Here is a 22,017-nt window from a genome sequence, read left to right as displayed (position 1 = left end):
GCTGACCAGATGCTCATCCGCGCGCGGCAAGCTCGTCGAAGCACAAGCACGAGCACAAGCACGCCTACGGAGAAGAGCAAACCATGGCCCCCGCCGTCCCCGTCATCCCCGGCTTCGACTACCGGCGCGTCCCCGTCGCCGACGGCGTCTCCCTCAACGTAGCCACCGCGGGCACGGGTACGGGCACCCCGATCGTGCTGCTGCACGGCTTCCCACAGACCCATCTGATGTGGCGGCACGTCGCCGCCGACCTCGCGGCCGACCACACCGTGATCTGCCCCGACCTGCGCGGTTACGGCGCGAGCGACAAACCAGCCGAGGCGGACACGGCGGCCACCTACTCCAAGCGCACCATGGGCGCCGACATCGTCGCCCTCGCCCGCGCCCTCGGCCACGAGACCTTCGCACTCGCCGGGCACGACCGCGGCGCCCTCGTCGCGTTCCGTACGGCGCTCGACCACCCCGCGACGGTCACCCACCTGGCCTGCCTCGACGTGCTGCCCACCCTCGACATGTGGGACGTGATGCACGGCGTCACGGCCGCCGTCGGCTTCCACCTGTATCTGATGGCCCAGCCGCCGGGCCTGCCGGAGCGGATGATCGCGGCGAGCCCGGACGCGTTCTTCGGGCACTTCCTCGACATCTGGACCAACGACCCGCACGCGATCCCCGCCGATGTCCGCGCCGCCTATCTCGCAGCCTGCCGCGACGCGGTGCCCTCGATCGTCGCCGACTACCGCGCCTCCGCCGGCCCCGACCTCGACGACGACCGCGCCGACCGGGCCGCCGGCCGTCGGTTGCGTATGCCGGTCACCGTGCTCCAGCAGGACTGGGGCGCCGCGCTCGGCTTCGACGCGGCGGCGCTGTGGCGCGCGTGGGCGCCGGATCTGCGGCACAGCAGTGTGGCGTACGGGCACTTCATGGCGGAGGAGGCCCCGGCGAAGATCGCCGAGGAGCTGCGCGGGCTGATGGCGCGCTGATGACGCGCTGACGGGGCCGCCCCGGCGGGACGGGGCGGAACGACGCTGGAGGACCAACGCCCCCGCTCCGCCCCGCTCCCCCTCACCAGGCCAGCTGGGCGATCTCCTCCGCCACCACCGCGCACGCGTCCGCCGCCGGGTCGATCAGCGGGAAGTGGCCGACCTCCTCCAGTAGCGTCAGCCCGACCATCTCGCCGGCCCGCGCCGCCGCGTCCACGAACGCCTCGGCGACCTCGTACGGCACGGTGAGGTCCGTACGGCCCTGAACCACCGCCGTCGCGATGCCCGTCGGCAGCAGCGCGGCCGGGTCCGCGTGTTCCTTGCGCTGCTTGAACTCCTCCTCGCCACCGAGGAGTTGGTGAATCGCCCCGCCGCACACACCCAGTTCGGCGGCCCGTACGAGATCCGCGATCGGTGCCAGCGCGACGACCCCGCGCAGCGGCGGCGGCCCGTCGAGCCGCCAGGGCGAGCCCGGGGGCAGCACATGGCGGGCCGCGGCCCAGAGCGCGAGATGGCCACCGGCGGAGTGCCCGGTCACCACGGTCCGCCGGGCGTCGGCCTGCGGCAGCGCGTCGGCGGCGAGCGCGGGCAGGGCGTCCATCGCGGCGGCGATGTCGTCGAACGTCTCGGGCCAGCGCCCGGCCACCGGGCCCCCGCCCTGCGCCCCGGCCGCTGCCGCCCGCTCCCCGCCCGGCTCCTCCGTACCCGGCCCGCGCCGGTACTCGACGTTGGCGACGGCGTAACCGCGCCGCGCCAGGAATGCCGCGAACGGCGTCACATGCGCCCGGTCGTACGGCGCGCGCCACGCGCCGCCGTGCAGGATCACGACCAGCGGTACGCGGTCGTGATCGCGGTCGCCCCGGGGGGCGTAGAAGTCGATCACCTGATCAGGATGTTCGCCGTACGCGGCGGTGGCATCGGGCCGGACAACCGGATGGGCGAAGACCGATTCGGTCTCTGCGGCGTCACGAGCAACGGCATCGTGCGCGGCGGGGTCCGGCATCTTGCTCCAACCTTTCGGTGCGGGGGCCGAATTGACCTGATCAGCGGGGACGCTATCAGCCCCGGCGGGGGTTGATCACCTGCCCGGCCCCGGGGTGGGGGCAGGGGCGGGGCCGCTTCGGCCCGCGCCCCTCCCTGAGCACCCGTCACACAAGCCTCGCAAGCACCAATACCGGCACCGACGAAGTCCCCCGAACCCGCCTCTACCTCACCTCAACGGGTCCTCAGCAACATCACTAACCTCGACAACATCAGCGACATCACCAACCGCCGCCAGCACCTCCCCCAGCACCCGCGCCGCCCGCTCCACCTCCGCGAACCCCGTGTACAGCGGTGTGAACCCGAAGCGCAGCACATCCGGCCTGCGCAGGTCCCCGACGATCCCGCGCGCGATGAGCGCGGCCATGACAGCGGGCGCCGCCGCGCAGCGCAGCGCGACCTGGCTGCCGCGCTCGGCGTGCGCGACGGGGGTCAGCGGTACGACGGAACCGGCGCCGGCCTTCGGCGCGTACGCCTCCACGCACTCCAGGAAGAGATCGGTGAGGGCGAGGCTCTTCTCCCGTACGGCCGCCACGCTCACCCCGTCCCACACGTCGAGGGACGCCTCCAGCGCCAGCATGGAGAGGATGTCGGGGGTGCCGACCCGGCCGCGTACCGCGCCGTCCGCCGCCGTGTACGCCTGGTCCATCGCGAACGGATCGGCGTGCGAATTCCACCCCGGCAGCGGGGAGTCGAAGCGCGACTGGTGGCGCTCTGCGACATAGAGGAACGCGGGCGAACCCGGCCCGCCGTTCAGGTACTTGTACGTGCAGCCCACGGCGAGGTCGACGCCGTGCGCGTCCAGCCCGACCGGCAGGGCGCCCGCGCTGTGGCACAGGTCCCAGACGACGAGCGCGCCCGCCTTGTGCGCGGCGGCCGTGATGCCCGGCAGGTCGTGGAGGCGTCCGGTGCGGAAGTCGACGTGGTTGAGGAGGACGACGGCGGTACGCGGCCCGAGCGAGCCGAGCACCCGCCCGGGGTCGACGGGCACGACGGGCCGGCCGGTCATCCGGGCGGCGGAGGCGGCGATATAGCCGTCCGTGGGGAAGGTCGTGGCATCCACCAGGATCTCGTCCCGCGCGGGTTCGTCCGCCCGTTCGGTGTCCAGCAGGCGTACGGCGCCGACCACCGCCTTGAAGATGTTGACGCTGGTCGAGTCGCCGACCACGATCTGGCCGGGGCCCGCGCCGACGAGCGGCGCGATACGGTCACCGATGCGCTCGGGCGCGGTCCACCAGTCGCCCTCGGACCAGGAGCGGATACGGAGTTCACCCCACTGACGGGTGATCACATCCTGGACCCGGGCGGGGACATGGGCGGGGAGGGCGCCGAGCGAGTTGCCGTCGAGGTAGACGGACGCGTCGTCGAGGGCGAACAGGTCGCGCAGGGGAGCGAGTTCGTCGGCGGCGTCGAGGGCGCGGGCTTTGAGCGCGAGGGCGGTGTGCGCGGCGCTCGCGGTGTGCACCGTGCCCGTGGCGTTCGCCGTGTGTGCCGGTATCTTCCCGGCCGAGGACTCAGACATGGCTGCGCGCCGTCCACAGCTCGGGGAACACGCTCTTCGTGGCCCGCTTCTCCAGCCACGCGACACCCGCGGAGCCGCCCGTGCCCGTCTTGGCGCCCATCGCGCGCCGGGTGGCCACGAGATGGTCGTTGCGCCATCGCCAGACCAGCTCCCCGACATCCGTCAACGCCTCGCCCAGCCGTACGAGTTCGGCGTTCTGGTCGGGGTCCGCGTAGATCCCGGCCCAGACCGCCTCGACCTCGGGCGACGGCTCGTAACGCAGCGCCGGATCGCGGTCGAGGACCGTCCGCGGCACCGGCAGCCCGCGCCGGGCGAGGAACGCGAGGGCCTCGTCGTACAGGCTGGGTTCCTGGAGGGCCTTCTCCAGCTCTGCGTGGACGCGCGGCGCGCCCCGGTGCGGTACGAGCATGGACGCGGACTTCTCGCCGAGCAGGAACTCCATCCGCCGGTACATCGCCGACTGGAAGCCGGAGCCCTCACCGAGCGCGCTCCGGTACGCGTTGAACTGCGCGGGGGTCAGCTGGCCGAGCGGTTTCCAGGAGGCGTTGAGCGCCTCCAGCTCCCGTACGGACCGCTTGAGCGCGTCCAGGGCGCGCGGCACACGGTCCTCGCGCAGCGCCCGAGCGGCGGTCTCCCACTCGTGGACGATCACCGTGAACCACAGTTCCATGACCTGGGTGGTGACGAGAAAGACCAGCTCACCGGGGTCGTCGGAGCGCGGCTGCTGCAAATGGGTGAGGACGTCGGCCTGGACGTAGTCCTCGTACGGAGTGGTCCCGGCGAAGTCGAGGTTCGGGGCGTCCGAACCGGCTCCGGGAGCATCGGGGGTATGCGACATCGCTGTCTCCTCGATATGGCTGCCGGGTAGCGGTCCGCCCCTTTCCGATTGGCTATGGAGCCCCGGTCCCCTCCTCGCATCATAGGACGGTCGCCCCACGAGCACCTCACGCCCCAGGAGATACCCGGCGCCCGCCGCCCGCCCCGGGTCGGGCCGTCAGACGATCGGACCCTCGATGAACTCCCCGTCCTTGTCGTACGGCCACGCGTTGGACCGGCACCCGTCGAGGCCCTTGATCTGCTGCATCATTACGGGCGCGAGCTTGCCGGGGCCGCCGCAGCCCATGTGCTGGCGGATACCGATCTCGTGCCCGACCTCGTGGTTGATGATCAGGTGCCGGTACTCCGACGGCGGTCCGTCGAACTTCGGCGATCCGAGCATCCAGCGCCGCAGATTGACCACGACGCCCTCGGTGGTCTCGCAGTTCAGCTCACCGCGGGTGTTGAGGCCCTCCTTGGCGCAGAGGTTGTCGGCGGTGGTGGGGGTGGCGATCCGGATGATGAAGTCGGCGGCGGCCTCCTGGGAGACCAGCTGGAAGGAGCCCCGGCCGTGCGCGGCCCAGCCCTGCGGATGGGCCAGGATCTGCTGGATCTCCTCGGCGGCCCCGGCGGCCGAGACATCGATCCCGTCCTCGACCTGTACGAGGTAGCGGCGCAGCGGCCCGGAGCCGGTCCGGTCGCCCTGCGCCCGCGCGGTGGTGAAGGTGCCGGGCCCGGAGACGGGAACGCTGGTGGGGGTCGGGGTGGGCGTCGGCGTGGGGGTGGGGGTCGGGGTAGGAGTGGGCGTGGGCAGCGGCTCCACGGAGGGCGAGGCCGGCGCCGAGGCCGCGGGCGCCCCCGCGCCGGGGGCCGGAACGACGGCCCCGGGAGCGGCATCGGCGCCCGTACCACCAGCCGCGCTCCCGGCACCCCCGCTGTCCCGCCAGGAGGCGAGGGCGACGCCGCCGCCTATCACCGCGGTGGCCACCACCAGCCCGACCACCGCCAGCGGCGCGGAGGGCCGACGCCGACGGCGGCCTTGGAGGGTGACAGCACGCTGGCCCACAAACGGTCTCCTTGTTCGACAGTGCGCGCGATCGAACAAGCGAAGGCCCGCGCCCAGGGATACGGGCGGGGCCTTCGTACGGTTCCACTTTCACGCAGTGACGAGACTCACGAGCACCTGGTGGAACGGGGCAGCTCACGCTGGGTGAGCGGCCCGCACCGGCTCATGTGACGCGAGCGGCCGGCGCGGCGCGGCGCGTCAGCCGAGGGTGTCGGCCGCCAGCGGCGAGGAATCGCGCAGGAACGTCGCGCAGCGCTCGTACTCCGCCTCCTCACCGATCGCCTGCGCGGCCCGGGCGAGCGCGTGCAGCGCGCGCAGGAAGCCCCGGTTCGGCTCGTGCTCCCACGGCACGGGCCCGTGTCCCTTCCAGCCGCTGCGCCGCAACGAGTCGAGCCCGCGGTGGTATCCGGTCCGCGCGTACGCGTACGACTCGACGACCCGCCCGCCCTCGAACGCGCCATCGGCGAGCTGTGCCCAGGCGAGCGAGGAGGTCGGATACTCCGCGGCGACCTCGGCGGGCGGCGTACCGTTCGCGAGCAGCTCACGGGGCTTGGGGTCATCGGGCAGCTGAGTGGGGGGAGGTCCCCCCAGGAGGTTTTCATGCATGGCCATACCTACAGTCTGCCCTGCCCGGCCGGATCACCCGCCGCCCCCGTCGCTTCCGTCTCCCCCAACGCCCCCGGCGCGGCCCGCGGTGGTCCTCGGCTCCAGCGGCGGCGCCGTCAGCCCGCAGTGGACGCGGCACTCGGGCCGGACCGACGCCGTACCTTCCGCTACGGCCGGGACCTCGGCCGGCGCCCGGACGGGGGTCTCACCCGGCGCCCCGGCCGGGGTACGTACCGTCGTCCAGGCGATCAGCGCGCCCAGCACCAGCACCCCCGCGCACATCGGCATCGCCCGCCGGAACGTGGCGCCGAACTCCGCCGCCGAGCGGTACGCCTCCGGGCCCATGCCCGCCAGCAGCGGCAGCGCGGCCACCGCGAGCAGCCCGGCCGCGCGGGCGGCGGCGTTGTTGATGCCGCTGGCCAGCCCGGCGCGCGCGGTGTCCACGGAGCCGAGCACGGTCGCCGTCAGCGGCGCGACCAGCGAGACCATCCCCGCCCCCATGACCACCAGCGCGGGCAGCACATCCGTGAGATACGTGGCGTGCTCGCCCACGCGCAGCATCAGCAGCATCCCGGCGGCGCACAGCAGCGGGCCGACGGTCAGCGGGATACGCGGCCCGATGCGCTCGGCCAGCGCGCCGGACCGCGCGGACAGCAGCAGCATCAGCACCGTCGTCGGCAGCAGCGCCGCGCCCGCGCCGAGCGCCGAGTAGCCCACGACGACCTGGAGCTGGAGCGCGGCGAGGAAGAAGAACCCGCCGAACGCCGCGTACACGCAGAGCGTGACCAGATTGACCGAGGTGAACAGCCGGGACCGGAAGATCGACAGCGGCAGCATCGGATCCGGCCGACGCCGTTCCACCCGTACGAAACCGACCGCCACCAGCACGCCCAGCAGCCCCGCCCACCACACCCGCCCGATGAGCGCGTACGTGACGAGCGCCAGCGCCACCGCCCCCAGCCCGGCTCCCAGCGCGTCGAACCGACCGTGCGCCGCCGGGTCCCTGGTCTCCGGTACGTGCCGCAGCGCCACCGGCACACACAGCGCGGCCAGCGGCACATTGATCAGGAACACCCACCGCCAGCCGGGCCCGTCGACCAGCCAGCCGCCCAGGAACGGCCCGACGGCCGCCCCGACCCCGCCGAGCCCCGACCAGAGCCCGACGGCCCGCGCCCGGTCGTCCGGGTGGAAGCTCGCCTGAATGATCGCCAGCGACCCCGGCACCAGCAGCGCCCCGCCCACCCCCTGCACGGCGCGGGCCACGATCAGCACCGCCGCCCCGGGCGCCACCCCGCACAGCAGCGACCCCGCCGCGAACCACACCACCCCCACCACGAACACCCGCCGCCGCCCGTAGCGGTCCCCCAGCGCCCCGCCGAGCAGAATCAGCCCGGCCAGCGTCAGCATGTAGGCGTTCACGGTCCACTGGAGCACGGCCAGATCCGCGTTGAGCGACGCCCCGATGTGCGGCAGCGCCACATTGACCACGGTCGAGTCCAGCAACGCCATGCTCGACCCGAGGACCGTGGTGAAAACCACCCAGCGCCCCCGCCCCGAGGCCAGCCTGATCTCCATACGGGAATCATCCCCGCCCTTCGAACGGGCAGCGAGCGGACGGCAGCAGTCGGCCCAGAGACACCGCCGAGGGAGGAAGGACACGTCTCAGTGGTGCATCCGCGCCCCCTTGAGGACCTTGTCCACCGCGTTGCGCGGCCCGTAAACAGCCAGCCCCACAAGGTCGAGCTGATCCTTGCCCACGGCCCGCACCGCCGCCCGGTTGTCCCGGTCGTTGCCCGTGCCGAACAGATCCGACGTGAACACGGCCCTCGGCAGCGCACGGGACAGCGCGCGTCCGTGCGCGGCGGTCAGCGTCTCCTTCGCCCCCTCGAAGACCAGCACGGGCTGGCGGAACATCGGCAGATACGCGGTGTCGTCGGCGTCCGCGTACGGCTCGCCGATCACCTCGGGGACCGTCGTACCGAGCCCGCTGACCAGGAAGGCGGTCACATTCAGCCGCTGCCAGGACTCCAGGTCGTCGCGCAGCAGGACGGCGATCTTGGTGTCGAAGCGCACCGGCGCGTCCTGATCTCTCGGGTCGTCTCTCGGGTCATCTCTCGGGTCATCTCTCATGCGTCGAGACTCCCGCGCACGCACCCGTCCCGTCTTGTACGTTTTATGCGTGACGCCTCGGCCGGAGATCTCCGCCTGGCGCCCGCGGGTCGCGGGTGTCGTGGAGGTCTTCCACGCCCACTTCACCGAGCACGCGTACCCCATGCATGTCCATGACTCCTGGACCCTGCTGATCGTCGACGACGGCACGGTCCGCTACGACCTGGACCGCTACGAGCGCGCCACCCCGCGCGACACCGTGAGTCTGCTCCCGCCGCAGGTCCCGCACAACGGGTCGCCCGCCACCCCGGACGGCTTCCGCAAGCGCGTGATCTACCTCGACATGACGCAGCTGGACGAGCGCTTCATCGGGCCCGCGGTGGCCGGCCCGGACCTCACCGATCCCGTGCTGCGCCAGCGCGTCGGACAACTGCACACAGCTCTCGCGGAGCCGGGCGACGAGTTCGAGGCGGAGAGCAGGCTCGCCCTCATCAGCGAGCGGCTGCGCGCGCATCTGCGCCCGCGGCCGGACTTCGGCGGCCCGGCGCCCGCGGGCGCCGGTATCGCCCGGGGCCTGCGGGACCTTCTCGACGAGCGGCTGCTCGACGGCATCGCCCTGGAGGAGGCCGCGCGTCTGGTCCACGCCCACCCCGCGCATCTCGTACGGGCCTTCAGTGGCGCCTTCGGGATCGCCCCGCACCAGTACCTGATGTCCCGCCGCGTCGGCCTGGCGCGCCGGCTGCTGCTCGACGGACAGCCGGCGGGCGAGGTGGCGAGCGCGGCCGGCTTCTACGACCAGTCCCACCTCACCCGGCACTTCAAGCGCATCGTGGGCACCACCCCCGGCCGGTACGCGGCCCGTACCGCCCGCACCAGAACCCGAAGCACCGGAGAAGCCGCGCGCGCATAAAACAGCGCCGGCCCGCTCAACAGCGGACCGGCGCACCCACGGAGCGAGCCCTACGGGCCCGGCTGCCGCACTACTTGATCTGCCGCACTACTTGAGCTTGGTGCCCGTGGAACGGAGCGCCGCGCACGCCTCTGTGACGCGCTGGGCCATGCCGGCCTCGGCCAGCTTGCCCCAGGTGCGGGGGTCATAGGTCTTCTTGGAGCCGACCTCGCCGTCGACCTTCAGCACGCCGTCGTAGTTGCGGAACACGTGGTCCACAACGGGGCGGGTGAAGGCGTACTGGGTGTCGGTGTCGAGGTTCATCTTCACGACGCCGTTCTCCAGCGCGGTGGCGATCTCCTCGGCCGTGGAGCCGGAGCCGCCGTGGAAGACGAAGTCGAAGGGCTGGCTGCCGGCGGGCTTGCCGTACTTCGAACCGACGCCCTCCTGAAGGTCCTTGAGCAGCTCGGGGCGGAGCACGACATTGCCCGGCTTGTAGACGCCGTGGACGTTGCCGAAGGACGCGGCCAGCAGGTAGCGGCCCTTCTCGCCCAGGCCGAGGGCCTCGGCGGTGCGCAGCGCGTCATCGACGGTGGTGTACAGCTCGTCGTTGATCTCGTGGGTGACGCCGTCCTCCTCGCCACCGGTCGGGGTGATCTCGACCTCAAGGATGATCTTCGCGGCGGCGGCCTTGGCGAGCAGCTCCTCACCGATGGCGAGGTTGTCGGCCAGGGTCTCGGCGGAGCCATCCCACATGTGCGACTGGAAGAGCGGGTTACGGCCGGCCTTCACACGCTCGGCGGAGATGTCGAGCAGCGGCCGGACATAGCCGTCCAGCTTGTCCTTGGGGCAGTGGTCGGTGTGCAGCGCGACGGTGATGTCGTACTTGGCGGCGACGATGTGCGCGAACTCGGCGAGCGCGACCGCGCCGGTCACCATGTCCTTGTTGTACTGGCCGCCGAGGAACTCCGCACCACCCGTGGACATCTGGATGATGCCGTCGCTCTCGGCCTCCGCGAAGCCGCGCAGCGCAGCGTGCAGGGTCTGGGACGAGGTGACATTGATGGCCGGGTAGGCGAACTTGCCTGCCTTGGCCCGGTCGAGCATCTCGTTGTAGACGTCTGGGGTTGCGATGGGCATCGGGCCGCTCCTTGTGATGTGCGGGTATGAGGTGCTTGTCCCTGACCTAGGGGGCATCCCCCGGTGGCGACGTCATCGTCGCCCCCATCTTTCCAGACTCCTCCGCGGGCTCCACGGTGGTCCTGGCTGTTTCACGTGAAACAGCCGGAATACGGGAAGAAGCCGCAGTTCAGAGACCGATACGGGGCTGTCGCCCGACCGTCAGTCGAGACCCAGCTCGTCGAGCCCGTACACATTGAGGTACGGAAGCCCCGCCTCCGCGATCGCCGGCGCCGCGCCCCGCTCCACGATGACCGCGACCGCGACGACCTCGCCGCCCGCCTCCCGTACCGCCTCCACCGCGGTCAGCGGCGAGCCGCCCGTGGTCGAGGTGTCCTCGACCACCAGGCAGCGGCGGCCCTTGACGTCCGTGCCCTCGATCCGGCGCTGGAGGCCGTGCGTCTTCTGCGCCTTGCGGACGACGAACGCGTCGAGGCGCTTCCCGCGCGCGGCGGAGGCGTGCAGCATCGACGTCGCGACCGGGTCGGCGCCCAGCGTCAGCCCGCCGACACAGTCGAAGTCCAGCTCGGCGGTGGCGTCGAGCATGACCTGCCCGACCAGCGGCGCGGCGTGGCCGTCCAGCGTGATCCGGCGGAGGTCGGTGTACCAGTCGGCCTCCAGGCCCGAGGAGAGGGTCACCTTGCCGTGCACCACGGCCTTGTCCTTGATCAGCTGGAGCAGCTCAGCCCGTACGTCAGTCATGGCCATGAGCTTACGTCCGCCCGGGGAGCACCCCTCCACACCCCGCCACCGACCGCGCCGCGCCTCCCGGAGCCGTCGCCGGCGCTCCTCGGAGGCGTCGCAGCTCCCTCAGAGGCGTCGCCAGCTCCATGTCGACGCGATCTCCAGCGGGTCGATCTTCGTGACGAGCCGGGGCAGCGTGTTGAGCCCGTTCGGCGGGCCCGACTGCGGCTCCACACAGACCGCCTCCGCCTGCTCGTCGTAGACCACCACCCACTCGGCGCGGCTCTTGACCGTCAGCTCCAGCTGCTCCGGCCAGGTGAGCTTCACATCCACGCCGTCCGGCATCCCGAAGCAGTCGTCCCACGGCCCGGGGAGCGGCGTGATCCTGCGGCCGGTCGGCAGATGGTCGTCACCGCGCTCCTCCTGCCACCCGGGCGAGAAGTCGATCTCCACCTCGCGCCCGCCCGCCAGACTGCGCTGGAACCAGGGGTGCCAGCCGGCCTGCGCCGGGAAGGACGTGTCGGACGCCTCTACGCCGAGAGTCAGCGTCAGCCCGTCCTCGGTCAGCTCGAAGATCTGGGTGACCCGGCCGCTGTACGGCCACGGGGCGGCCAGGTCGTACGAGAACACCGCCTCGCTCTTGTCCGCGCGTACGGTGCTCCAGGCGGTGTTGCGGCCGGTGCCGTGGATGGCGTGCGGCGGGGAGTTGAGCGGCATCTGATGCTGCTCGCCGCCGTTCCTGAACTGCCCGTTCCCGATCCGTCCGCACCACGGCACCATCGGGAAGCAGCCGTACCGCTCCCCTTGGCGCAGCAGTTCGGTACCGCCGACGCGCAGGCTGCTGATACGGCAGCCGTTCGCCGGGGTGATGGTCAACTCGGCGTCGCCCGCCGCCAGTCGGATGCTCTCTTCGCTGCTACTCACACTCCGACATTACCGGCGACGCCGCAGGGCGCGCCCGACCACCACGGCCGAAGCGAGCGCGAGCGCCGCGGCGGGCGCGATCCAGCGCATGGTGCCTCCGCCGCCGACGGTGTCGGGCGCGGGCACCGGTGCGTAACGGCCGCGCGGCGGGGCGTGGTCGACCTCCTCGGCGCTGCGGCCGATCATGGTGCGGCGCGCGTGCGCGGCCTCGGCGGGCGGCTCGTCGGAGGAGGCGCCGGGGGTGCCGGGGCCGCCGGGGAGGTGGAAGTCCCCGGTGCTGTAGACGGTCTCGCCCTGGGGGCCGTCGAATCCACCCAGTTGCTCCAGCCCTTCCAGACCTTCCAGCCGCTCCAACCGTTCCAGCCCTTCGAGATCCGCCAGATCGGCCAGTTCCCCCAGCCCGTCCGCCGGGTCCACTGGGTCCGCTCCACCGGGGTCTTCGGCACCATCGGCCCCGTCGGGGTCTTCGGCGGCGAGGGCCGCGGCCTCCTCAGCCAGCCGCGTGACGACACGGTCCAGCAGGCGGCTCGCGGCGGCCGTGACCGTTTCGGCGGGCAGCTCCGCCAGCCGGCCCTCCGCCCGCGTACTCCCCGTAAGAACGACCGTCGCCCCGCTCGCGCCGTCGTCGTCCTGGGGCGCGTCCGTCACCCGGATCGCGAGCGTGAACTTGGCGGAGCCCGTACCCCGGACCGCCACGCCCTCGCCCGCCACGTCGAAGGCGCCGTCCCGCTCGGTGAGCGTCAGCGCGCCGCGGTAGGTGATCGTATGGCCGCCGATCCGCACCTTCATACGTCCGGCCAGCGCGCCCACCGAAGACTCCGGGGCGGCCTCGCCGTCCCGGGCGTCCTGTTGGAGCCCGGGAACGCAGCGGGCGACCCGGGCGGGGTCCCGCAACGTCTGCCGAAGAGCCTCTGCCGAAACCGGAACGAACACCTCAAGCTCCATGGAACCCGAGCGTAGTGCCGTACGGCCGGAGCGGGGAGCTTCTTGGCACAGGTCGTACGGGAGGCCGGAAAGCCGAAGGCCAGAAGCCGGAAGACCGGGCCGAAGACCGGGAGCCGGAAGGCCCGCCCCGCCGGTCCCGTCCCGCCGGTCCCGTACCCCGCCCGTCCCGTACCCCGGCCGCTGCCGCCTCACTCCGCGTAGCGCGGATGCACCAGCGTCGACGGTTCCAGCCCGGGCACCCGCGTCCGCGCCGCCTCCCGTGCTCCCGCCGCCAGCGCGGACGCCGTCAGCGACCGCAGCGCGGGCGCGTCCGGGGCGAGCGCGAGGGGTGGGCGCGCGCCCATGCGGGCCAGCTCGAAGCCCCAGTCGTCCGGGGCCGCCCCGCCGTGCTTCGCCCGGTCGGGCCCGGCCGTGAAGCCGGGCGGCCGGCCCGCCACCCGGTACGGGCTGGTCCCGAAACCGGCCGCGCGCAGGGTCGCGTCGACCGTCCAGTACGTACGCGGCCGGGCCGTGGGCGACCCCGAGTGCACCGCGAGCCGCCCGCCGTCCGCGAGCACGCGCGCGGCGAGACCGTAGAACTCCTCCGAGTACAGCTTCGTGCTGGGCGTGATGCCGGGATTCGGCAGATCGCAGATCACCACGTCGTACACGGCCGGTGCCCGCCCCGACTGCCGCAATCGCCCCGCCCGTTCCGAACGCAGCCTGCTGAACGCGTCCCCGTACACCACCCGCACCCGGGGATCGTCGTACGCGTGCCCGTTGAGCGCCGACAGCGCCGGGTCCGTACGGGCCAGCCGTACGACGCCCGGGTCCAGCTCGACCACGGTGACCGAGCGCACGTCCCCGTACCGCAGCACCTCGCGCGCGGCCAGCCCGTCGCCGCCGCCGAGGATGAGCACGCGCGCGTGGGGCCCGGACATCGCGGGGTGCACCAGCGCTTCGTGGTAGCGGAACTCGTCGCGCGCGCTGACCCGCAGCCGCCCGTCGAGATACAACTCCAGCGGCGCGTCCCGGGCATCCGGCGCGTCCCGGGCCTTCCCCGCACCACCAGCCGCACCGGATCCACCAGCCCCAACGGATCCATCAGCCGCACCGGATCTGCCGGCCCCACCAGCCCCTCCCCCCGCACCGCCCCCGGTCAGTACGACCTCCTGCACCTCCGTATGGACGGCGACCCGCACCCCGTCCCCGTACACCGCGCGCCGCGCCGCCCGCTCGAAGTCGTCCACCAGGACGGCGGCCGTGGCGAGCGCGGCCAGCACCAGCAGGTTCACGACCACCAGCACCCATCGCGAGCGCGGCGTCAGATCGCGCCCGAAGAGGCACAGGACCAGCGCCCCGCCCGCCACCACGTTCACCGCGCCCGTCAGCAGTGCGCCCGTCAACTGCCCGAGCCGGGGCAGCAGCAGGAACGGGAAGGCGAGCCCGCCGATGAGCGCGCCCACGTAGTCCGCGGCGAAGAGATCCGCGACGGTCCCGTCCACCTCCTGCCGGGAGAACCGCTGGATAAGCGTCATCAGCAGCGGGATCTCCGCGCCGATGAGCCCGCCGATGGCCAGCGAGAACCCCACCAGCGTGTACCGCGCCTCGCCCGTCCACGCGAACGCCGCGTACAGCACGAGGGCCGAGCAGCCGCCGAGCAGCGCGAGACCCGCCTCCAGCAGCCCGAACCCGAACGCGGCCCGGCAGCGCAGCCGCTTGGCGCAGAGCGACCCGATGCCCATCGCGAAGACCATGACCGACAGCACGACGGACGCCTGGGTGACGGAATCACCGATCAGATACGAGGCGAGCGCGACCAGCTCCAGTTCGTACACCAGTCCGCACGCCGAGCAGATGAAGACCACCGTGAGGATCAGAAAGCGGGCGGCGGCGGCCCGATCGCCCAGCCGTGAGCGAAACCGCGACCGAAACCGCGACCCCGGCAACCGGCCCCGAGGCAGCCGCGCGCCATCCCGGGGCGGCGAAGACGCGGACTGCTGCTCGATCACACCCGTAACGCTACGTCACGAATACATTCCGGTTTGTCACCCACACGGGTGTAATCAGGCCACGGCAGGCATACGTACGCCGACGCGCGTCCGCGTCACGACGAGCCGGCCTTCCTGTGGATACGCGTGCCACGTACGCCACCTCACCTGCCCCTCGTCGCGCTGCGCCAGCATCGCCGTAAACGCGTTGGGGTCGCCCGGGAACGTACCGGCTAATCCGTTCGGGTGATCCGCGACCAGCGCGAGCAGCTCCTGCGCGCGCCCCGCGAACGAGCTGTGCGAGAGCGTCTCGACGCGCGCGGCGAATTCGTACTCCCACTCCCCCACCCGCTTCGACACGCCGAGCGGCAGCGGCGTGCTGCTGCCGGGGATGCAGGCGACGGTCTCGGAGCAGGTGCCTCCCTCCTCCTCCAGAATCACCTGGTGGGAGGCGCCGAGCAGCCTCAGCTGGACCCCGGCGCCGGCGAGATCGAGGTCGAGGACGGCCAGCGCCGGGACGGGGCCCCGGCCCAACGCCCAGGCCAGATCGGCGGCACGGGTGTCGGTGTAGGCGGTATTGAGGGTGGTGAGCATGGGTCGGCTCCGCAAACACGCTTGACGGTGAACCGGGAGGCGTCACGTCGGACGTCCCGGACAATGAGCGAGGGAACTTGTGGGGGGAGATCGCCGACTCGGTGCCATATGAGGCCCGAGGGCAGGAAGCTCTCAACGACGAGGGAATCACGAGGTACGCGACGCTCGCAGTGTTTTTACCCAACTTGGCGGGGTTTCCATCCCCTCGGGGGCCCAAGAGTTCAACTGTTCACAAGAAACAGGTGCATTCACGGCGCGCGTCGGCGCACTCGCCCACCGCCGAAAGCCCAACGCGACGGTGCCCGGCGGGATTTGCTCCCCGCCGGGCACCACGGACCGACTGCCCCGTGTCAGCCGCCTCCGCCGCCCCCGCAGCCCCCGCCGCCCCCGCAGGACGAGTGCCCGCCTCCTCCGCCGCACGAGTGGCCACCGGAATGGCCACCGGAGTGACCGCCCGAATGACCGCCCGAGTGGCCGTCGGAGGAGCTTGCGCTTCCACAGCCCGGGGCGCCGCCGGCGACACCCGACACGCCCCCGCCACCACCGGTGGCCCACCAGCTGCGCTCGCTCGACCGCCCGCCCCGCGGGCGACGTCGCGGCCCACCCTTGTTGACCTTGTTCAGCACACGATCCGCCGCGCCCCCGCCCGCCGCGCTCACGCCGGCCGCGCTCACGCCGGCCGCGCTCTTGTCGGCCGCACCCGTGCCCGCCGTGCTCCGCCTCGCCGCGGTCAGGCGGCGGCGGGTCCTGCGCTTGTCCCGGCTGCCCAGACTCGACACGACCCCGACGAACGCGATCGCGATCAGCAGAGCCACCACCCCGTTCGCACTCACTGTCGCTCTCCCCCGTCCTTCCGTTCCCCCGAAGCGAGAAGCCCCCACGTCGCGCAGACCGTCCGTGTCACGCACACCCGCCGCGTCGCGCACGCCCCCCGCCCGCGCCCGCCGCCCCCGTATCCGCTTCCGCTTCCGCTTCCGCTCCGTCCGCTTCCCGCTGTACGTGAGTGGGTTGTCCCCGCGCCGCCGCGGGCCCAAAGCCGACTTGAGCAACTCCAGAGGTTCGGCGCAGGATGGCCGCCATGACGAAAGAATGGCTCGGCGGCACCACGATCTTCGCGGAGATGTCGGCACTCGCCCTGCGGACCGGTGCGATCAACCTCGGCCAGGGCTTCCCCGACACCGACGGCCCCGAATCCGTACGGGAGGCGGCGGTCCGGGCCCTGCGCGACGGCCGCGGCAACCAGTACCCGCCGGGCCCCGGCGTCCCCGAGCTGCGTACCGCCGTGGCCGACCACCAGCGGCGGCGGTACGGCCTGACGTACGACCCCGACACCGAGATCCTGGTCACCGCCGGCGCCACCGAGGCGATCGCCGCGACGCTGCTCGCGCTCGTCGGCCCCGGCGACGAGGTCATCGCCCTGGAGCCGTACTACGACTCGTACGCCGCCTGCATCGGTATGGCGGGCGGGGTCAGGGTGCCGGTCACCCTGCGCCCCCGCGACGGCGCGTACCACCTCGACCTGGACGAACTGCGGGACGCCGTCACCGACCGCACCCGCCTCATCCTCCTCAACACCCCCCACAACCCCACCGGCACCGTCCTCACCCGCGCCGAACTGGCCGCCGTCGCGGAACTCGCCGTCGAGCGCGATCTGCTCGTCGTCACGGACGAGGTCTACGAGCACCTCGTCCTCGACGGCGAGCACCTCCCCCTCGCGTCCTTCCCCGGCATGCGCGAGCGGACGCTGACGATCAGCAGCGCCGGCAAGACGTTCTCGTTCACCGGCTGGAAGGTCGGCTGGGTCACCGGCGTACCGGCGCTGGTCACGGCCGTACGGTCGGCGAAGCAGTTCCTGACGTACGTGGCCTCCGGCCCGTTCCAGTACGCGATCGCGGAGGCCCTGAGCCTGCCCGACAGCTACTTCGACACCCTGCGCGCGGACCTGCGCGTCAAGCGCGACATCCTCGCGGACGGGCTGACCGCCGCGGGCTTCGACGTCTACCGCCCGGCGGGCACGTACTTCATCACGACCGACATCCGCCCCCTGGGCGAGACCGACGGCTTCGCCTTCTGCCGCGCGCTGCCGGAGCGCTGCGGGGTGGTGGCCATCCCGAACGCGGTGTTCTACGACCACGAGAAGGAGGGCGCGCCGTTCGTGCGCTTCGCGTTCTGCAAGCGGGACGAGGTGCTGCGCGAGGCGGCGGAGCGGCTGCGGGGTTTGCGGGACTCCGCCTGAGAGTCCCGCAGGCGGAGTCCGGCCGGACGAGGGGGCTGCCCCTGAAGCGCCGGAGTCTGCCCTTGCCTACCTGGACCGCACCCAGTGACCCAAGTTAGAACTTGGTGACTCACTAAGCTGAGGGAGAACTATGGCTTCTGCACAGGACAAAGCGTCCGTAGCAGAAACCGGGACAGCTCGTCGCCACCGCCCCGCGGCTCCGGCCCGTCCGGCATCCAAAAGCGCCCGCGGAATTCCCGGACTCCAGAGCACGGCCGGGAACGCGGCGGTCGTCCAGATGCTGCGGCAGACCGGCCACCAGTGGGCCGAGGAGCGGCACGAGCACGGCTCCGGCTGCGGCCACACGGAGACACCCTCCACACGGGCAGCGCCGCGCAGGCTTCCGCGTCGGAGCTGGGTGCGCGCGCGTAACACGTCCGGCAGCCATGTCGTCATCGGCCGGGGCGGCGGGGACAAGCACACCCTCGCCCATGAACTCACCCATGTCATCCAGCAGCGGCAGGGCCCCGTGGCCGGTACGGACAACGGCAGCGGCCTGCGGGTGAGCGACCCTTCCGACCGGTTCGAGCGCGAGGCCGAGGCCAACGCCCAGCGGGTGATGCGCGGACCGGCTCCCACCCTCGGTACGGACGCGGGCGGCGCCACGCAGGATCCTCAGCACGCGCACGCGCACGCACACGCGCACGTCACGGAAAGCCACGCCGTACAGAACGCCTCCGACCCCGCCTCCGCCGCCTCCACGGCGGCGGCGCCCATCCAGCGCAGGAGTGCCTACATCGCGACGGGCGCCGGCGAATCCGTGGCGCTCGCGCAGAACTTCAGGAATCGCTACGGACTGAGCAGCGACCTGGCTGGCGTACGCCCAGGCGAAGTCCTCTGAATCATCGGGCACGGCTCGGAGATCGGCAGTGGCAGCAGCGCGGCACGCGCGGTCCTCAATGCCGGCTTCCGGCCGGGGGGCGGCAGAGAAGTGCGGCTGGTGGTCTGCAACGCCGGGCGCCGCGCCGTGGACGCCCACTCCGCCCCCGCCCGGAACATCGCCAACATCCTCCAGACCACGGTCCTCGGCTCCACGGCGATGGTCAGACACACCTACGAGGGCGACATAGACATCATCGACGGCGACTTCTACTCCTTCCGGCCCCAAGGCCCGGTCGATGACATCACCAGCCGTATGAGGCACTTGTCAACGAGAGACTACGACCCGGTGGACGAAATAACCCAAAACATGGGTTACATGACCATCGACACGAACGGGTGGGGCGGCCGGAGCGGCGGGCGGGGTTCCTACGGTATGGACCGGGACGATATCGACATCATCTCCAGCGGAATGCAGCACCTGTCGACAAGGGATCGGGATGACCCGTACCGGAACGACCGCTACTCGAACGGCGGCGGGTACCACGGCGGTGGCGGCAGCTCCAGCGGAAGGCACACCCGCTACTACTGAGTGCCGCTGAGCACCACTGCGACCCTCTCCCGCGCCGGCCGAAGGACCGGCGCGGGAGCGTCGGGGCGGGAGCCCCGGCGCGGAAGCCCTGAGCACGGGAGCCCTGAGCACGGGAGCTTTGACACGGGAGCCTTGGCACGGGATGAAATCCGAAGGCGGTAGCGTCGGGGAGAGAGTCCGTTTCCCGTTTCCCGTATCCGTATCCCGGAGGATCACATGCCGAGCACCGTCAATTTCAAGAGCAACCCCGTCAACGTCAACGGCGACTTCCCCAAGGTCGGCTCCGAGGCCCCCGCCTTCGACCTGGTGGCGGGCGACCTCTCGACGGCGACGCTGGAGACCTTCGCCGGACAGCGGAAGGTCCTCAACATCTTCCCGAGCGTCGACACGGGCACCTGCGCCGCGTCGGTCCGTAAGTTCAACGAGGTGGCGGCCGGCCTGGAGAACACCGCGGTGCTCTGCGTCTCGGCGGACCTGCCGTTCGCCCAGGGCCGGTTCTGCGGCGCCGAGGGCCTGGAGAACGTCAAGACCCTCTCCACCTTCCGCAGCCGCGCGTTCGTCGAGAACTACGGCGTCGACCTGGCCGAGGGCCCCCTCGCCGGCCTGGCGGCCCGCGCCGTGATCGTCCTCGACGAGAACGACAAGGTCATCTACACCGAGCTGGTCGAAGAGATCACCGAGGAGCCCAACTACGAGGCCGCCCTCGCCGCCCTCAAGTAACCCCACCCGCGCCCCCGTTACGGCCCACGACGGGCGGCCGCCCCCGCCGCCCCCCGGCGGCACGGGGGCGCGTGCCGTACGGGGGCGCGTGCCGTACGGGGGCGCGTGCCGTACGGGGGCGAGGCGGGGGCCGGTTCCCGGCCTGGGCCCGGGTCCGGGCCCAGGTTCAGGCCCCTGGCCCGGGCCCTGGGGATACGGCCGGACGGCGACTACACCGGCGGAGTCCCGGGCGGGCTCTGCGGCTTGGGGCCGGGCGGTAGCGCGGGCCCCTGGTCGGGCGGCATCTTCGGCGGCCCCGGCTTTCCGTGCTTGCCGTTGCACAGCGGCACCATGCGGCAGGTGAGCCGGTAGATTCCGAACGGCGGGAAGAGATCGACCCGTCGGGAGAAATTCCCCTGCGCGCAACGCACGCACAGCAGATCCCGCACGCCTTCCCCCTCGTCGACCGCCACCCTCATCCGCGCCCGCGCGACGGGATTGACCCAACACGCCTCGCAGTAACGGCAATCCGTGGCCGACAGCAGAACCATCGTCGCTCTTGTCATCCTCGACGTCCTTCTCCCTGCGGAACAGAACCGAAAATCCTTGCGTACAAGGCGTCTTCGTCCGCTCGCAACCGCGCGGAAAGGAACGTCTCCCCACGCTGCCACGCATAAATGCGCTGCCCGAACAATGCCAACCGTGGCATCGCACGAGCGCGCCCGTCAGCACGCCGCCGACGACGGCTCAAGCACCTTACCGGCGCGGAGAACTACCTAAACAGGCCCCACCACATACCCAGCCCGAACACCGCGCACCGCGTAACGGCCCACACGAGCCGCACGATCAGCCCCCGGCCCCAACTGCTGCACCGTGCGGGCCTCACCGCTGCCCACCGGTCAACTCCCTCATTTCCCTGCACCCGAGTTCAACTCGTTTCGTCAACTCCCTTACAGAAAAGCCGAATTCACGCGAATCCCAGAAGGACGCAAGGCGCCGGAAGCCACGATTCTCGACCAGCGCCCGCAGCTCTCGAATAGCTTTCGGCCCCGCCCCGCCCCGCCGGATAATCGCTCCATGGAGTCACCACTGCTGTTCAGTGAGAAGCTGCGGGCCGAGCTGGGTTCGCCGCGCAACGCTCGACGGCTGACCAGCAGCCCGCGATCACGGGTCTGGCAGGCCGAGCTGTCGGGCACACCGGTCGTGGTCAAGCAGCTCATCGAGGGGCCGGAGGCGGCCGACAGGTACGCGCGCGAGGCGACTGCGCTGCGGCTGGCGTCCAGGGTGGAGCCGCCGGTCGTACCCACGCTCCTCGGGACCGACCCCGTCGAGCGGATGCTGGTCCTGGAGTACGTGGAACACCGGCCACCGGCCGACGACTGGGTGGTCGACTACGCCGAAGCACTGGCCCGGCTCCACGCCGCGAACACCCCCGCCACGACGACAGCCAAGGCCACAACCACGGCCACAACCGCCGCCACCACGGTCCTCCCCCAGTGGTCCGGCCCCACCCACGAGGACGTCGAGTCCTTCCTCGGGCTGGCCCGGACGCTCGGCTGTTCGGTGTCCTCCGGAGTACGGACCGCACTGGCCGACCTCGTCGACCGCCTGGCGCGGCCACCGGGCCGGCCCGCCCTGCTGCACGGAGACCCTTGCCCCGGCAACGACTTGCACACCAGCAGCGCGGGCGGCGGCATCAGGTTCATCGACTTCGAACAGGCCGCACTCGGCGACGGCCTCATGGAACTCGCCTACCTACGGATCGGCTTTCCGACCTGCTGGTGCGTCACCGCTCCCGCCGAACCGCTGCTGGACGCGGCAGAGGCGGCCTACCGCACGTCCTGGCGCCACGCCACGGGCACAGAGGCCGGTGGCAACCTCACCGACGCGTGCGCGGGCTGGCTGATTCGCGGCGACGCGCTGGTGCAGCGCACGTACCGAGGGGCAACCGACCATCTGGCCAAGATCCCCCACGAGGACTGGCAATGGGGGACGGCGACGGCCCGGCAACGGCTCGTCCACCGGCTCGGAGTCATCGGCGGCATGGCCACCAACGGCAGCGAGCTTGAGGAACTGGGCCGGCTCGCCAGGACCCTGCGCGAATCGATGCTCACCCACTGGCCCACACTCCAACCGGTCCCGTCACAACGTCCCTAGAGCCGTCGGCTGCGGGTCAGTACCAAGAGGTAGACCGGGGTGTACGGGAGCGAGAAGCTGAACGCCAGGTGCCTGCCGGGCCGCCCCTCCTCCTGCCAGTGTCGCGCCTCCAGGGGAGGAGTAAAGGGCGCTCCTCCGTCGCGTCGGCTA

21 protein-coding genes are annotated in these 22,017 nt (G+C 71.9%); 7 read left to right on the top strand and 14 right to left on the bottom strand.

From position 1 onward, the window contains the following. Positions 1 to 83: 83 nt before the first annotated feature. Complete coding sequence (locus DVK44_RS18325) at positions 84 to 980, top strand: alpha/beta fold hydrolase (RefSeq protein ID WP_114660622.1); 897 nt, start codon at positions 84 to 86, stop codon at positions 978 to 980. Positions 981 to 1,062: 82 nt separating this feature from the next. On the opposite strand, the gene DVK44_RS18320 is transcribed toward DVK44_RS18325, so the two are convergent. The 7 genes from DVK44_RS18320 to DVK44_RS18290 all read right to left on the bottom strand — a co-directional run bounded on the left by DVK44_RS18320 (position 1,063) and on the right by DVK44_RS18290 (position 8,161). Further along, positions 1,063 to 1,983 (bottom strand): alpha/beta hydrolase, encoded by a 921-nt coding sequence (locus DVK44_RS18320; protein WP_114660621.1) that lies wholly within the window; start codon positions 1,981 to 1,983, stop codon positions 1,063 to 1,065. Between the two features lie 207 nt (positions 1,984 to 2,190). Continuing rightward, positions 2,191 to 3,543, bottom strand: coding sequence for a kynureninase (gene kynU, locus DVK44_RS18315; protein ID WP_114660620.1), 1,353 nt, complete (start codon positions 3,541 to 3,543; stop codon positions 2,191 to 2,193). Continuing rightward, entirely contained in the window at positions 3,536 to 4,381 is an 846-nt protein-coding gene (locus DVK44_RS18310; protein WP_114660619.1) for a tryptophan 2,3-dioxygenase family protein, read from the bottom strand. Before DVK44_RS18310 ends, kynU begins: the two co-directional genes overlap by 8 nt. Before the next feature lie 156 nt (positions 4,382 to 4,537). Next, a complete protein-coding gene (locus DVK44_RS18305) occupies positions 4,538 to 5,425 on the bottom strand; it encodes a DUF3152 domain-containing protein (RefSeq protein WP_228447236.1) in 888 nt (295 codons plus the stop codon). Between the two features lie 198 nt (positions 5,426 to 5,623). Next, a complete protein-coding gene (locus tag DVK44_RS18300) occupies positions 5,624 to 6,037 on the bottom strand; it encodes a DUF3151 domain-containing protein (protein WP_114660618.1) in 414 nt (137 codons plus the stop codon). Positions 6,038 to 6,064: 27 nt separating this feature from the next. After that, entirely contained in the window at positions 6,065 to 7,606 is a 1,542-nt protein-coding gene (locus DVK44_RS18295) for a DHA2 family efflux MFS transporter permease subunit (RefSeq protein WP_114660617.1), read from the bottom strand. A gap of 87 nt (positions 7,607 to 7,693) precedes the next feature. Continuing rightward, a complete protein-coding gene (locus tag DVK44_RS18290) occupies positions 7,694 to 8,161 on the bottom strand; it encodes a DUF2000 domain-containing protein (RefSeq protein ID WP_114660616.1) in 468 nt (155 codons plus the stop codon). A gap of 49 nt (positions 8,162 to 8,210) precedes the next feature. On the opposite strand from DVK44_RS18290, the gene DVK44_RS18285 reads away from it, so the two are divergent. After that, on the top strand, positions 8,211 to 9,050 hold the full coding sequence (locus DVK44_RS18285; protein ID WP_228447235.1) for a helix-turn-helix transcriptional regulator: 840 nt from the start codon (positions 8,211 to 8,213) through the stop codon (positions 9,048 to 9,050). 87 nt (positions 9,051 to 9,137) lie between these two features. Here the strand turns inward: DVK44_RS18285 and fbaA are convergent, their stop codons facing one another. The 6 genes from fbaA to DVK44_RS18255 all read right to left on the bottom strand — a co-directional run bounded on the left by fbaA (position 9,138) and on the right by DVK44_RS18255 (position 15,325). Beyond that, complete coding sequence (fbaA, locus tag DVK44_RS18280) at positions 9,138 to 10,169, bottom strand: class II fructose-bisphosphate aldolase (protein ID WP_114660614.1); 1,032 nt, start codon at positions 10,167 to 10,169, stop codon at positions 9,138 to 9,140. Between the two features lie 201 nt (positions 10,170 to 10,370). After that, positions 10,371 to 10,910: an orotate phosphoribosyltransferase gene (gene pyrE / locus DVK44_RS18275; RefSeq protein WP_114665248.1), complete on the bottom strand. Its 540-nt coding sequence runs from the start codon at positions 10,908 to 10,910 to the stop codon at positions 10,371 to 10,373. 108 nt (positions 10,911 to 11,018) lie between these two features. Next, positions 11,019 to 11,816 carry an aldose epimerase family protein gene (locus tag DVK44_RS18270; protein ID WP_114660613.1) on the bottom strand — a complete coding sequence of 266 codons (798 nt, stop codon included), beginning with the start codon at positions 11,814 to 11,816 and terminating at the stop codon, positions 11,019 to 11,021. A 9-nt stretch (positions 11,817 to 11,825) separates the two neighbouring features. Next, positions 11,826 to 12,761 (bottom strand): SRPBCC domain-containing protein, encoded by a 936-nt coding sequence (locus DVK44_RS18265; RefSeq protein ID WP_114660612.1) that lies wholly within the window; start codon positions 12,759 to 12,761, stop codon positions 11,826 to 11,828. Between the two features lie 188 nt (positions 12,762 to 12,949). Next, on the bottom strand, positions 12,950 to 14,689 hold the full coding sequence (locus DVK44_RS18260; protein ID WP_408055403.1) for a spermidine synthase: 1,740 nt from the start codon (positions 14,687 to 14,689) through the stop codon (positions 12,950 to 12,952). A 117-nt stretch (positions 14,690 to 14,806) separates the two neighbouring features. Next, positions 14,807 to 15,325 (bottom strand): DUF2617 family protein, encoded by a 519-nt coding sequence (locus DVK44_RS18255; protein WP_114660611.1) that lies wholly within the window; start codon positions 15,323 to 15,325, stop codon positions 14,807 to 14,809. A gap of 1,078 nt (positions 15,326 to 16,403) precedes the next feature. Between DVK44_RS18255 and DVK44_RS18245 the strand changes: the two genes are divergently transcribed. The 4 genes from DVK44_RS18245 (at position 16,404) to tpx (ending at position 19,731) form a co-directional block, all read left to right on the top strand. Continuing rightward, positions 16,404 to 17,561 carry a pyridoxal phosphate-dependent aminotransferase gene (locus DVK44_RS18245; RefSeq protein WP_228447234.1) on the top strand — a complete coding sequence of 386 codons (1,158 nt, stop codon included), beginning with the start codon at positions 16,404 to 16,406 and terminating at the stop codon, positions 17,559 to 17,561. A 277-nt stretch (positions 17,562 to 17,838) separates the two neighbouring features. Then, complete coding sequence (locus DVK44_RS37920) at positions 17,839 to 18,441, top strand: eCIS core domain-containing protein (protein WP_408055332.1); 603 nt, start codon at positions 17,839 to 17,841, stop codon at positions 18,439 to 18,441. Positions 18,442 to 18,540: 99 nt separating this feature from the next. Next, positions 18,541 to 19,011, top strand: a complete 471-nt coding sequence (locus tag DVK44_RS18235; RefSeq protein WP_114660608.1) for a hypothetical protein — start codon at positions 18,541 to 18,543, stop codon at positions 19,009 to 19,011. Positions 19,012 to 19,227: 216 nt separating this feature from the next. Further along, entirely contained in the window at positions 19,228 to 19,731 is a 504-nt protein-coding gene (gene tpx, locus DVK44_RS18230) for a thiol peroxidase (RefSeq protein WP_114660607.1), read from the top strand. Positions 19,732 to 19,940: 209 nt separating this feature from the next. On the opposite strand, the gene DVK44_RS18225 is transcribed toward tpx, so the two are convergent. After that, positions 19,941 to 20,261, bottom strand: coding sequence for a hypothetical protein (locus DVK44_RS18225; RefSeq protein WP_114665246.1), 321 nt, complete (start codon positions 20,259 to 20,261; stop codon positions 19,941 to 19,943). Positions 20,262 to 20,787: 526 nt separating this feature from the next. Between DVK44_RS18225 and DVK44_RS18220 the strand changes: the two genes are divergently transcribed. Then, positions 20,788 to 21,867 (top strand): phosphotransferase family protein, encoded by a 1,080-nt coding sequence (locus DVK44_RS18220; RefSeq protein WP_114660606.1) that lies wholly within the window; start codon positions 20,788 to 20,790, stop codon positions 21,865 to 21,867. Positions 21,868 to 22,017 lie beyond the last annotated feature (150 nt).

It is taken from the genome of Streptomyces paludis, from assembly GCF_003344965.1.
Lineage (GTDB): Bacteria > Actinomycetota > Actinomycetes > Streptomycetales > Streptomycetaceae > Streptomyces > Streptomyces paludis.
Note: the sequence above shows the minus strand (reverse complement) of the source record. Positions and strands in the feature narration are given on the sequence as shown.